Source organism: Aliisedimentitalea scapharcae, from assembly GCF_045277565.1.
Taxonomy (GTDB): Bacteria; Pseudomonadota; Alphaproteobacteria; order Rhodobacterales; family Rhodobacteraceae; genus Aliisedimentitalea; species Aliisedimentitalea scapharcae.
Window position 1 is genome coordinate 1,530,357 of sequence record NZ_CP123584.1, and the last position, 12,856, is coordinate 1,543,212.

Genomic DNA, 12,856 nt, shown 5'->3' on the forward strand with positions numbered 1-12,856 from the left:
CAAAAACGACAAAACTTGTCGTGTTTGTTTGTGCGGCTTTTGCGGGTCAACGGCACAAATTCGACACATCATGACGCAAGGGAGACATGGCATGGCAGATTCGGCGGGACGCAAACGGCGCGGTGGCGGTCGGGCAGGGGCATCGGCACGGCGCGGAACCTCGGTGATTGAACAAATGCCCTGGTCGATCCCGATCAACAGGGACAATCCGATCGAACCCATGCCGCCCGAAGGGGTTGAAGCCATCCACGAAGGCGCCATGCGGATCCTCGAAGAGATCGGTGTGGTGTTCCTGAACCCCGAAGCGCTGGCGATCTTCAAACAGGCTGGCTGCAAGGTCGATGGTGAGCTGGTCCGTTTTGATCGCGATTTCATCATGGAGATGATCGCCAAGGCCCCCAGCGAATTCACCATCACCCCGCGCAACCCGGATCGGACCATTCCCATCGGTGGCAACCACATGCTGTTTGGCAATGTCTCATCGCCACCAAACTATTGGGACATGGAAATTGGCCGCAAGGTGCCCGGCAACCGAGAGATGTGCCAGAATCTTCTCAAACTGACCCAGTATTTCAACTGCATCCACTTTGCCGGTGGCTATCCGGTGGAACCGGTTGATATTCATGCGTCGGTGCGTCACCTGGATGTGCTGTTTGACAAGCTGACCATCACCGACAAGGCCATGCACGCCTATAGCCTGGGCAAGGAGCGGGTCGAGGACGTGATGGAGATGGTGCGTATCGCGGGCGGGCTGAGCCACGAAGAATTCGACGCAAAACCGCATATGTACACCAACATCAACTCGACCTCGCCGTTGAAACACGACTACCCGATGATCGACGGGTGTCTGCGGCTGGCGCGGCGTGGCCAGGCCATCGTTGTATCGCCCTTTACCCTGGCGGGTGCCATGGCACCGGTAACCATGGCCGGAGCGGTAGCACAGTCGATTGCCGAAAGCCTCTGTGCCATCGCGCTGTTCCAATATGTGGCCCCCGGAACACCCTGTGTCATCGGCACATTCACCTCGAATGTGGACATGAAGACCGGCGCGCCCGCCTTTGGTACACCGGAATACATGCGTTCGACCCAGATGACCGGCCAGATGGCGCGGTTTTACAACCTGCCAATGCGGTCTTCCGGTGTTTGCGCGGCCAATGTGCCGGACGGTCAGGCTATGTGGGAGACCTCGAATTCGCTCTGGGCGGCCGTGCAATCGGGCACCCATATGGTCTATCACGCGGCTGGCTGGCTCGAGGGCGGGCTGATCGCCAGCCCCGAAAAATTCATCATGGACTGCGAAATCCTGCAACAGATCCAGCGCTATAGCCAGCCCGAGATCTGGCGCACCGACACCGATGACATTGCCTTTGATGCGATCCAAGAGGTCGGCAACGAAGGCCACTTTTTTGGCATTCAGCACACCCAGGATCGCTATTCCACCGCCTTTTACCAACCCTTCCTCAGCGACTGGAAGAACTACGAAGGCTGGGAGGCCGCTGGTGCCATCTGGACCCCGGAACGGGCCCATCACATGTTCAAAGACATCATCGCCAACTTCGAAGAGCCCCCGATGGATGTCGCTATCCGCGATGAGCTTGCCGACTTTGTGGCGCGGCGCAAATCCGAAGGCGGCGCCCCGACCGATTTCTAATCCGGCACGGCCCTGAAAAACAGCGCAGGACGCCCGCAACCGGCGTCTGCGTATCCTTTATCACTCCCCGAAAAAGCGGCTTCTTTCTGGTCGAAAATACCTCGGGGGAGCAGCCTTTGGCTGCGGGGGCAGAGCCCCCTCTTGGCTCTCATGTTTCGCTGCGTTTGTCTGGTGTCGTTTGCCGCAATGCCTGGCCCTACGGGCGGGCGGGTGCCGATGCGGGACTGCGCCGCGTTGCAGTTGTGATCCACGCTGGGCTAGAACAGTCAGGCCCCTGCGTCGCATCAAGGATCGCTCATGCCCGCTTCTGTCCCTGCACCATCCTCCGCATCCTTGATGAAGGATCGCCTGTTGTTCAGCGTCTTGGGGAGCGGACTGGCTTTGGCGCTGTGGGGGTTGGGCGAGAACTGGAACCATTCGGCCTGGCCCCGGGGTGCATTTCTGGCGGCATTCACATTTGTTTCGGTCTATGCGGCGGTGGTTCTCGCACTGATTGGCCCGGTGTCCATGGGGCGGGCGCTGATCGGTGCCGGGCTGATTGCTGTACCGGCGACGGTTCTGGTGTCCTTGGGGGGGCAACGATATGTCGATCCGATGCAGCTGCTTGATCGGGCACCGGCCCTGACAGTCACGGTGCTTCTTGTCTATCTCGCAACCCCCTTCCTCTCGGTGATCCTGCGCAATCGCAGCGCCTGGCGGGATTACGCGCTGCTGTTTGATACAGCCTGGTCCTTTAGCACGCGCTATCTGTTGGCCTGGATCCTGGTGTCGGTGTTCTGGTTGCTGGTGTTTTTGTCGGATGCGTTGATGAATCTGATCGGCATTGATCTGATCGAACGGCTCTTGGACTCTGAATGGGTGGTGTTCGGTCTCAGCGGAGGTGTTCTGGGGCTCGGGCTCGCGGTTGTGTACGAGCTGCGCCAAACCCTGTCTCCTTTTGTCGTGCTGCGGATGTTCCGCATGCTAGTGCCCTTTGTGTTGGTGATCGTCGCGCTCTTTCTCGCTGCCCTGCCGTTTCGGGGGCTTTCGCAATTGTTTGGCGCGGTGTCCTCGGCTGGAACGCTGATGTCGGTGTGCATCTCGGCAATATGTCTGATTTCGATTGCCGTGGATCGGGATGACGATGCCCGGGTGTCGTCGGCGGGGCTCAACCTGGCAACACGGGGGCTGGCAATTCTGCTGCCCGGGTTGGCGGGGCTGGCGATCTGGGCGATTGCGATCCGGGTGGCCCAATATGGATGGACGCCGGATCGCGTTTTGGCAGCGGTGTTTTCCATCGTCCTGGGGCTGTATGGGGCCGGCTATGCCGGGGCCTCACTGATCAACCGTCGCTGGACCGGACTCATTCGTGGATGGAATGTGATCATGGCCTTTGGTGTCATGACAGTATCGGCGGCGTGGCTGACGCCGGTACTGGATGCCAACCGGATCAGCACGAACAGCCAGATCACCCGGTTTTCTGCCGGTGAGTTGACGACGCAGCAACTGGCCCTGTGGGCAATGCAACATGATTGGGGCACTGCCGGGCAGGCGGGTTTGGCCCGACTCGAGGCGTTGGTTGATCATCCGGAACACGCCCAATTGGTCCAAAGCATCGAGGTCGTGCAGACGCAGCCCGATAAATATCGGTTTGAACAGACATTGATTGACCAGCGTGCACCCGAAGAACTGGCCCAACTCGTCGCTGCAATGCCTGTCCGCCCTGAAAACAACCCCCTGAGTGTTGCGGATCTGTCCGGGTTGCCAGAGTTCCGCCGGACGCAATGGCTGACGGCCTGTACACAGATCAGGCCCGAAGGCACACCAGGCTGTGTTATGATCCGGGGACAGTTTTTGCCGGGGTCAGAAGAACAGGCGATGGTCCTGTTTGTGGATGAATTCAATCGAACCAGGGTCAACCATCTGATTGTTCGCGCGGACGGTGTCCAGGTTCAGGATGCGTATGACATGGCAACCCGTGGCTGGCCTGAACTGCCTGCAAACGCAGTGGCCGATGCGTTGAACGGCGACTTTGACCTGCGCCCGCGCGGTGGCGTTGCCTTGCATATCGGTGGCCAGACGCTCGAGGCCATCCCCTGAAACAGGGAGGTCAAAAGTACCTCCAGTTTTATTTGTTGGGTTTTTCTTAAGGGTTGTCCGGTGAAATCTGGGCAACGCGACTAGAGAGGCCAGACATGCACGGTCTGATCAACAAGGCCATACAATCATTTGTATGCAACACATATGGACAGGAACGATGGCACACGGTGATGGACCGTGCCGGCCTGGGATTCACCGATTTTGAGGCGATGCTGATCTATGAAGATGAGCAGTCACAAAAAGTGCTCGCTGAACTGGGGCGCGAATTGGGTCGACCGTTGGATGAAATCCTGGAGGATATGGGAACCTTTCTGGTATCACATCCCCAGCTTGAAGCGCTGCGTCGTCTATTGCGGTTTGGAGGGGTGACTTATGTCGAATTCCTGCATTCGCTGGATGATCTGCCTGATCGCGCACGGTTGGCAGTGTCGGATTTGCATCTTCCCGCCATGGAACTGAGGGAATATGCATCAGATCAATTCACGTTGACTTGCCACCCCGGATTGCCGGGGTTTTGCAGCGTCATGGTGGGCGTTCTGCGTGCCATGGCCGATGACTATGGTGCGTTGGCCATGCTGGACTTGAATCCATCGGGTGGGCAAACCGATGTGATTTCCATAACTTTGATTGAAACCGCGTTTGCAGAAGGCCGCAGCTTTGAACTGGGGGCCCGGGCAGGATGATTTCGTCGCCGGAATTCGCCAAGATCCTTGATTGTATCTGTCCAATGTATGTCATGCTGGACGAGACGGGCCATATGCTGCGCGTAGGGCCCACCTTGCAAAAGCTGAGACCACAAAGCCTGATGCCAGGCCAGCGGTTCCTGGAAGTGTTCGAATTGAACCGTCCCCGGTCGATTGACCGTATGGAAACCTTGATGTCCACGGCCGGGGCCAAGCTGCACCTGTGTTTCAGAGATCAACCCAGAACAAGCCTGAAAGGGGTGTTGGTTCCCTTGCCAGAGGAAAAGGGAGCTTTGGTCAATCTGTCTTTTGGTATTTCGGTGCTGGATGCGGTGCGGGACTATGCGCTGACCAGCGCCGATTTTTCGGCAACGGATCTGACGATTGAACTGTTGTATCTGGTCGAGGCAAAGTCGGCAGCAATGGAGGCGTCGCGAACGTTGAACCTGCGTTTGCAGGACGCCATGATTGCGGCAGAGGAACAGGCCTTTACGGATACGCTGACCGGGTTGAAGAACCGCCGCGCCATGGACCACATTCTGGATCGCACGATCTCCAAATCAAATTGCTTTGCCGTAATGAACCTGGATCTGGACTATTTCAAGACGGTCAATGATACACTGGGTCATGCTGCTGGGGATCATGTGCTGGAACATGTGGCGCAGGTCATGATCGCGGAAACGCGCCAATCGGATACTGTTGCACGGGTGGGCGGTGATGAATTCGTTCTGTTGTTCGACGGTTTGCAGGACCGGGACATCCTGGACAGGATTGCAAGCCGTCTGATCAATCAACTGGAAGAGCCGATTTTCTTTAATGGTCAGGTCTGTCGGATCTCGGCCAGCATCGGCACTGCGCTGTCGGTTCCGGACCAAAAGACCGAAGCGGCCGTTCTCTTGCACCAGGCGGATGTCGCATTATACGCGGCCAAAAATGCAGGGCGGGCGCAGCATTTCTTTTATGACCCGTCGCTGGAGGAAACCGAAGAGCAGAAGACGGTGGCGAATTAGTACGCGGTGCACATGCTGCCAGAATGTCCGACCCTATGTGACACCCCTGCAAAATGGAGGGAACCGAGGTTATTGGGCCCGATCTCGACCTGTGAATAGGGACAGGGGGATGATCATCTGTATCGAAACCTTGACACAGATGATTGTATTTGGTCGGCTGAGAGCAGGTTTTTCATAAGTTTAATACCACGCCGTCGACCAGGGGCTCCCATGAGGCGGCCAATTCATGAGGGTGGAAAAATGTTTGCTCGTAAACTCTGTATGTCAGCCGTCGCGGCCAGCTTGGTTCTGGGTCCCGTGCAACGCGCACAAGCCAATGATGCGGCCGCGTTGCTGGGTGGAATGATCATCGGCGGCGCAATCGTGAACGAAGTCAACAAAAGCAAGCGCCGCAAGACCACAACCCGTCGCACGTCTACAGTGTCCTCGGCCCAAAGGGCGCAGAACCGGCAGGTTCAGGAATCCCTGAATTACTTTGGATATAACGTAGGGGCGGTGGATGGTTCCCTGGGGCGGCGCAGCCGCGCTGGGATTTCGCGGTATCAGGCTGACATGGGGTACACATCAGACGGGTATCTGGACGACTATGAACGCGAATTTCTGATCAACAGTCACCATCGCGCGCAGGCAAGCATTCATGTCGCGCCCTATAACCAGATCCTGGCAAGCCAGGGGACGATCGGGGTTTTGCGGACCTATCGCAATGAACAGCTGGGCATTGCCACACCACAGGGTCAGTATCAGCAGCCCTATACAGCGGCATCCCAAGCGCCAGCGAGCGTGCCGGTGACCGCGCCTGCTCCAACCGCCGCGCAGCCCCAGGGTGTTCTGGCCCGAAATCAGACGGCGGCGCTGCCGACATTCAATTTTACACCTACGGAACAATCCGCCGCGACGCATTGCAACCAAATCAATGTCATGACCACGACCAATGGTGGGCTCACGTCAGCCGCCCGTATTGGCGATGCCGAATTTGCGCTGTCTGAACAATTCTGTCTGGCCCGCACGCAGGTTCAGGTTGACGCAGCCCGGGTCGAATCCACCATTCCCAACATGACACCGGCGCAGATCGAACAGCAATGCGATGGGCTGACCCAAGTGATCCAACCGCATATGGGCGCGCTCAGCACAACTGATCCGCAACAGGTCACCCGTCAGATCGGTGTGGTTCTGCAGAATTCCGGCCATCCGATCGCACAGTTGATCTCGGGCGGTAAAGTGTGCCTGGGGGTTGGGTATCGCAATGACAATTCCGAAATGGCCCTGGCCTCGGCTCTGGTTCTGAGCGCTGGCGGCGAGCCGGCTTATGCCGAATTGGTCAGCCACCACCTGCGCGGCGGTTTCGGCACCCAAAGTTCGTCTTTGGCGGCGGCCAGCTGGATGCAGATGACGCTGGCCTCCTTGGATGCAGGTGCTGCGCCGTTCACCGGCCAAACACCTGACCGCATTGCCGTTCTGCGGGCTGCGCTCTCGGGAGGTGGACAGGCCGCGACCACGATCCCGGTGTTTTCATCCTCTAACAACTGATCGGCTTGGGCCTGATTTTTCATCTGCGCGCTGCCCTTGGTTGGGGCAGCGCGTTTTTTATGGCCCCGAATTTTTGTTGCCATGACCCCGTTTTTTTTGGTTGCGAGACTGTCGGTTGTGGATCAACCATTGTGATATGAAAACTGTGCCATCTCTGCTGCGCCGTGCGACCGGCTGTGATCTGGTGACCTGAACGGTCGCTTGGGGTGTGTGACACCCGCTCACGCTGTTTGTCCTTTGTTTTCAATTCTCGGAACCTGCAACATGACTCATGACGCGCTGCGTCTGGCGATCGATATCGGTGGCACCTTTACAGATACCGTTCTTATGGCCGGTGAGGATCAGATCCTCGCTTCGACCAAGACCCTGACAACCCATGACAATCCGGCCGAGGGGGCTCTTTTGGGCGCGACGCGGGTGATGCAGGACAGCGGACGCGCGCTGCACCAGGTGACTGGGTTTATTCATGGGACAACCCTGGCAACCAATGCGCTGATCGAACGGCGTGGCGCACAGGTTGCGACCATCACCACCCAGGGTTTTCGCGACATCCTCGAAATCGCCTATGAGCGACGTTATTCGCAATATGACATAGATCTGGAAAAACCTGATTTGCTGGTGACGCGGGAGCGGGCCTTTACAGTATGTGAACGGATGTCTGCCGATGGGCAGGTACTGATCCCTTTGGATGAAGACATTTCGGATCTGTTGACGGCGCTTGATGGTTCGGGTGCACAGGCTGTCGCCATCTGCCTGATGCATGCCTATGCCAATGACGCCCATGAACGGCATCTGCGGGAATTGATACAGGTCGCGCGCCCGCATCTGGAGGTGTCAATTTCCTCCGAGGTCAGCCCAGAAGCCCGCGAATTTGACCGGCTATGCACCACCGTGGCCAATGTTTATATCCAGCCCCTGATGCGCCATTACCTGGAACGTTTCCAGGCAGCTTTTTCCGATCAGGGGCTGACCTGTCCGATCCTGATGATGACTGCGGGCGGCGGAATGTGCACGTTGGAAACGGCGGCGCGCCTGCCGATCCGGCTGGTGGAATCCGGTCCTGCTGGTGGGGCCATTCTGGCCGCACGGATTGCCGCGCAGGCGGGGTTGGATGAGGTTCTGAGCTTTGACATGGGCGGCACCACGGCCAAGCTGTGTTTGATCGACAATGCCCGCCCCCAGACCGCGCGACAGTTTGAAATTGCCCGCGCCGCGCGGTTCATCAAGGGATCAGGTATGCCTGTTCGCATTCCCGTGATCGAGATGATCGAGATCGGGGCCGGCGGTGGATCAATCGCGGCAGTGGACCGTCTGGGCCGGCTGAACGTCGGTCCGCGCAGTGCGGGATCAGAGCCTGGTCCAGCCGCCTTTGGTCGCGGCGGCGATGATCCGACAGTCAGCGACAGTGACATAGCACTGGGCTATATCCGACCCGAAACATTTGCAGAGGGCCACCTGAAGATCGAACCCGAGGCCGCCCGCCGGGTGTTGGCCCGCGACATAGGGGACAAGATGGGGACCGATGCCACCGGGGCCGCCGATGGGGTCAGCCGCATCGTCGATGAATCCATGGCCAGCGCGGGACGCATGCATGCTGTGGAATCGGGCAAGGATCTGGGGAATCGCACAATGATTGCCTATGGTGGAAATGGCCCATTGCACGCAACACGCGTAGCCCGGGCCTGTGGTGTGTCGCGTGTGTTGGTTCCGCCAAACCCCGGGGTCGGTTCCGCCGTCGGTTTCCTGTTTGCGCCGGTGTCGTTTGAAATCGTGCGTAGCCGTTATACCTTGCTTGATGACATCGGATCGGGTGTCAACACGCTGTTGACCGACATGGGAAATGAAGCCCGCGCGGTTGTAGAATTGGGGGCTGATGGTCAAAAGATCGAGCTGCGCCGCACGGCCTTCATGCGCTATGCAGGACAGGGGCATGAGATCGAGATTTCGCTGCCGAACCATGATCTTGCTGCGGGCGATCTCCCGTTGCTGACCCAGTCGTTCGAGGCGGAATATCGCCGCCAGTTTTCGCGTCCGGTGCCGGGTATGGTGATCGAGATCCTGAACTGGGCGGTCTATGCGTCGACCCCGGCCCGCAGGGTTCAGAATGCGGTTGCCGCGCCACCCGAACGGGTTTTGCCCCGACACGATACATCCGAAATCAGCTGTGACATTGATGGCACCCTGAAACAGGCGCATCTGATCGCCCGTTGCGATCTGAGTGCTGGGGATGTGGTGCACGGGCCCGCGCTGATATTTGAACCACAGACCACCACACTGGTCAGTGCCGATTTCACCGCTCGGGCCGATGCTCTGGGCAACCTGATCCTGACACGGCAGGGCTGAGGAGAGACCAAGATGACCCAAATTAGCAATGCCCGCCTGCAAGTGATGTGGAACCGTTTGTTGGCGCTGGTCGAGGAGCAGGGGCAAACCCTGATCCGTGCCGCCTTTTCCCCGATCGTGCGCGAATGCGGCGATATCTCGGCCGGGATCTTTGACGCCCGGGGACAGATGTTGGCCCAGGCCGTGACCGGAACGCCTGGCCATATCAATACCATGGCCGAAGCGGTGCAACACCTGCGCGCCCGGTTTCCGTCACAACAGATGCAGCCCGGCGACATCTATATGACCAATGATCCCTGGTTGGCTTCGGGGCATCTGAACGACTTCCTGTTGATGATGCCCGCGTTCAAGGACGGCAAGGTCGTTGGTTTTACCTCCTGCACCTCGCATCTGGTGGATCTGGGTGGTCTGGGCATGGGGCCCGAGGGGTCGGACATCTATGACGAAGGCCTGTTGATCCCCCCCTGCAAGCTGGTCGAAGGTGGTGTGCCCAACCCGCTGTTGATGGACATCATCCGGGCAAATTCTCGCGAACCCATTGCCAACGAAGGCGACATCTATGCTCTGATTGCCTGTTGCGAAGCTGGTGTGAACCGGCTGCTGGGCATGATGGAGGAATACAAGCTCGACGATCTCGAGGAATTGTCCGCCTACATCATCAACACCTCCCGGCGGGGCACATTGGAGGCTATCGCAGAAGTTCCCAATGGCGTTTATCGCAATGCCATGCGCACGGATGGTTATGATCGCGAAATCGAGCTGCACGCGACACTCACCATCAGCGACAACCGAATGGTGGTGGATTTCGATGGCACCTCGGGGTGTTCCAACAAGGGCATAAATGTGCCGCTGAATTATGCGACGGCGTATACGGTGTTTGCGCTGCGCTGTATCGTTGGATCGGACATTCCCAACAACGCCGGGTCGCTCGAGCCGTTTGAGGTCACGGGACCTGCGGGATGTATCCTGAACGCGCAGCGGCCGGTGCCGGTGGCAATGCGGCACACCTTGGGGCAAATGACGCCGGATCTGGTGTTCGGGTGCCTGCATCAGGCGCTGCCTGAACGGGTGCCCGCCGAAGGGGCCTCGTGCATGTTTGATCTGCCAATGCGCCACGCGCCCGAGGTGGCCCGCGACGGGGGGCTCGAATTCGCCATCGAACCCGTCCATAATGGCGGCACCGGCGCACGACCCCATGCAGACGGATTGTCGGCAACGGCCTATCCGTCCGGCGTCTGGGGGAGCCAGATCGAGATCACTGAGGCTGTGGCACCTGTCACAATCTGGCGGCGCGAATTGCGCCCGGACAGCGGTGGTGCCGGTCAGTATCGCGGTGGATTGGGGCAGCGCATTGAATTGAGCGCGACCAATGATGCGGCATTCCTGGTGTTCCTGTCGGTTGAACGGTTGAAGTTTCCAGCACAGGGCCGGGCCGGGGGGCTGTCCGGCGCACCGGGCCGCATCCGGTTCGACGGCGCGGACACGGATATTCCGGGCAAAGGTGAATTGCGGGTCGAACCCGGTCAGCGGTTGATTTTTGAAACCCCGGGCGGGGGTGGTTTCGGTGATCCGCTCCTGCGTGATCCGCAGGCGCTCGCGCAGGATCTGGCCCGTGGTCTGGTCACGCCGACCGGAGCCAAGAAATACGGAGGTGCCACATGATCAATCCCACTCCACATATCGGGGCCATGGCCCCCTATGCTTTGGCCGACCTGGGGCCCGAAGGTGCCGTTTCAATGGCCCAGAATGAAAGCGCCTTTGCCCCCAGCCCATTGGCTCTGGCCGCAGGGCAGGCGGCGCTGGCGCAGGCGGCGCTTTACCCCGATCCTGACTGGATTGACCTGCGTGCAGCAATCGCCCGGGTGCATCAGCTGGACGCTGGCCGTATCCTGTGCGGGGCCGGGTCGATGGAGCTGATTGGCGCTTTGATTTCGGCCTTTTCGGGACCCGGTGACGAAGTTCTGGGCAGCCAATTTGGCTATGCCTATGTTGCGACCGCCTGTCAGCTGAGCCAATCCCGATATGTAACCGCACCAGAACTGGATCTGGTGGTGTCTCCAACCGAAATCCTGGCCCGGGTTACGCCAGCGACGCGTATCGTGTTTGTCTGCAATCCGGGCAACCCGACCGGCACAACAATCGCCAACGCAGATCTGGTGGCGTTGCGCCGGGATCTGCCGGATGATGTACTCTTGGTCATTGACCAGGCTTATGGTGAATTCGCTGACCCGCTGGACGATCCGGCGTGTTTGTTCGCGCTTGTCGATTTGGGCAATACGATCATCACCCGCAGCTTTTCCAAAGCTTATGCGCTGGCCGGCGTGCGGGTGGGCTGGGCCTATGCCCCTGACCGGATCGGTTCCGAAATCCGCAAGGTTCTGAATCCCAACAACGTTTCGATCATTTCACAACAGATGGCGCGGGGCGCGATAGAGGATCAGGCGCATCTATCCGATATCGTCGCCAGGACCGGCGCACTGCGCGATGCGTTTTCAACACAGTGCCGGGCCTTGGGTCTGCATGTCCCGCCGTCTCAGACGAATTTCGCCTTGATGCAATTTGGCTCTGCCGAAGATGCCCGACGCGCGGATCAGGCGCTGCGGCGACATGGCCTGATGATGCGGGGCATGGGGTGCTATGGGCTGTCGGACTGCCTGCGGGCCACAATCTGCGACCAAACGGTGATGGACCGTGCCGTTGCTGTTCTCAAAGGAGTGCTGACATGACAACGATCACCCGTAACGGCCCCCGGATCGGGGTTCTGGTGCCCTATACCAACTGCAATATCGAACCGGATATGCAACTGTTGTGCCCGCCCGGCGCGACCATACATTGTGCCCGTATGGGCGGCTATGACGTTGATGAAATCCCCGGCTCTGATCAGATGGCGGGTCTTGGGTCTTCGGATATATCCGAACCGCTGATGCTGTTGTCCGGGGTCAGACCCCATGCCATTCTGTATGGATGCACCTCGGCGACGCTGACCCACGGGCCAGCCTTTGACGCGGATCTGTCCGAACGGATCAAATCCGGGTCTGGTGCGCTGTCTCTGACAGCTGCGGGTTCTTTGGTGGCTGCCATTCAGGCGCTCGGCGCGGCGCGGGTGGGCTTTGCTTCGCCCTATCTAGGGGAAATCAACGACCAGGCCATGCGATTTTTGTCCGGGCAGGGCATCGAAACCGTCAAATGCCACGATGTTGGCCGCCCCTTGGGCAATTATGGACAGGGAGAGTTGACGCCGGATGAAGTCTTTGAGCTGGCGCTGCAAGCGGATCACCCCGATGCGCAAGCCATCGTGCTCAGCTGCACGGATATGCGGTCGGTCGAATGCATCACTCGGGTCGAAGCGGCGCTGGGCAAACCGGTTGTTACCTCGAACCAGGCGATGATGTTCTGCCTGATGCGTGCGCTGGATCTGCCCCGTCATGATGATGCACCGGGACGGCTTTTTGATCTGCTTTAAAACGTGTCGTGAAAAGCTTGAGAGAGACTGTTTCGATTAACACGTTGAAATCATTGATGTCAGGCGGTTCCGGTGTCTCGCGAAACGCCCAAGGACGCAT

At 58.9% G+C, this 12,856-nt stretch carries 9 protein-coding genes; all 9 read left to right on the top strand.

What is annotated here, in order from left to right; genetic code table 11:
* The first annotated feature begins 91 nt into the window (after positions 1–91).
* A complete protein-coding gene (locus QEZ52_RS07205) occupies positions 92–1,651 on the top strand; it encodes a trimethylamine methyltransferase family protein (protein ID WP_406648957.1) in 1,560 nt (519 codons plus the stop codon).
* Positions 1,652–1,948: 297 nt separating this feature from the next.
* Positions 1,949–3,730, top strand: coding sequence for a hypothetical protein (locus tag QEZ52_RS07210; protein ID WP_406648959.1), 1,782 nt, complete (start codon positions 1,949–1,951; stop codon positions 3,728–3,730).
* Between the two features lie 95 nt (positions 3,731–3,825).
* Positions 3,826–4,413 (top strand): heme NO-binding domain-containing protein, encoded by a 588-nt coding sequence (locus QEZ52_RS07215; protein ID WP_406648960.1) that lies wholly within the window; start codon positions 3,826–3,828, stop codon positions 4,411–4,413.
* Positions 4,410–5,423 (top strand): GGDEF domain-containing protein, encoded by a 1,014-nt coding sequence (locus QEZ52_RS07220; RefSeq protein ID WP_406648964.1) that lies wholly within the window; start codon positions 4,410–4,412, stop codon positions 5,421–5,423. The genes QEZ52_RS07215 and QEZ52_RS07220 overlap by 4 nt, the downstream gene beginning before the upstream one ends.
* A 240-nt stretch (positions 5,424–5,663) precedes the next feature.
* Positions 5,664–6,950, top strand: a complete 1,287-nt coding sequence (locus QEZ52_RS07225; protein ID WP_406648966.1) for a peptidoglycan-binding protein — start codon at positions 5,664–5,666, stop codon at positions 6,948–6,950.
* A gap of 264 nt (positions 6,951–7,214) precedes the next feature.
* Positions 7,215–9,293, top strand: coding sequence for a hydantoinase/oxoprolinase family protein (locus QEZ52_RS07230; protein WP_406648969.1), 2,079 nt, complete (start codon positions 7,215–7,217; stop codon positions 9,291–9,293).
* 12 nt (positions 9,294–9,305) lie between these two features.
* Positions 9,306–10,955: a hydantoinase B/oxoprolinase family protein gene (locus tag QEZ52_RS07235; protein WP_406648972.1), complete on the top strand. Its 1,650-nt coding sequence runs from the start codon at positions 9,306–9,308 to the stop codon at positions 10,953–10,955.
* Positions 10,952–12,019 carry a pyridoxal phosphate-dependent aminotransferase gene (locus tag QEZ52_RS07240; RefSeq protein WP_406648974.1) on the top strand — a complete coding sequence of 356 codons (1,068 nt, stop codon included), beginning with the start codon at positions 10,952–10,954 and terminating at the stop codon, positions 12,017–12,019. Before QEZ52_RS07235 ends, QEZ52_RS07240 begins: the two co-directional genes overlap by 4 nt.
* Complete coding sequence (locus tag QEZ52_RS07245; protein WP_406648976.1) at positions 12,016–12,756, top strand: Asp/Glu racemase; 741 nt, start codon at positions 12,016–12,018, stop codon at positions 12,754–12,756. Before QEZ52_RS07240 ends, QEZ52_RS07245 begins: the two co-directional genes overlap by 4 nt.
* Positions 12,757–12,856: the final 100 nt, after the last annotated feature.

What these genes read in the sequence shown, in the direction of transcription:
- QEZ52_RS07230 (WP_406648969.1), top strand. Translation starts at nt 7,215, where the DNA reads ATGACTCATGACGCGCTGCGTCTGGCGATCGATATCGGTGGCACCTTT.
- QEZ52_RS07235 (WP_406648972.1), top strand. Translation starts at nt 9,306, where the DNA reads ATGACCCAAATTAGCAATGCCCGCCTGCAAGTGATGTGGAACCGTTTG.
- QEZ52_RS07225 (WP_406648966.1), top strand. Translation starts at nt 5,664, where the DNA reads ATGTTTGCTCGTAAACTCTGTATGTCAGCCGTCGCGGCCAGCTTGGTT.
- QEZ52_RS07205 (WP_406648957.1), top strand. Translation starts at nt 92, where the DNA reads ATGGCAGATTCGGCGGGACGCAAACGGCGCGGTGGCGGTCGGGCAGGG.
- QEZ52_RS07245 (WP_406648976.1), top strand. Translation starts at nt 12,016, where the DNA reads ATGACAACGATCACCCGTAACGGCCCCCGGATCGGGGTTCTGGTGCCC.
- QEZ52_RS07215 (WP_406648960.1), top strand. Translation starts at nt 3,826, where the DNA reads ATGCACGGTCTGATCAACAAGGCCATACAATCATTTGTATGCAACACA.
- QEZ52_RS07210 (WP_406648959.1), top strand. Translation starts at nt 1,949, where the DNA reads ATGCCCGCTTCTGTCCCTGCACCATCCTCCGCATCCTTGATGAAGGAT.
- QEZ52_RS07220 (WP_406648964.1), top strand. Translation starts at nt 4,410, where the DNA reads ATGATTTCGTCGCCGGAATTCGCCAAGATCCTTGATTGTATCTGTCCA.
- QEZ52_RS07240 (WP_406648974.1), top strand. Translation starts at nt 10,952, where the DNA reads ATGATCAATCCCACTCCACATATCGGGGCCATGGCCCCCTATGCTTTG.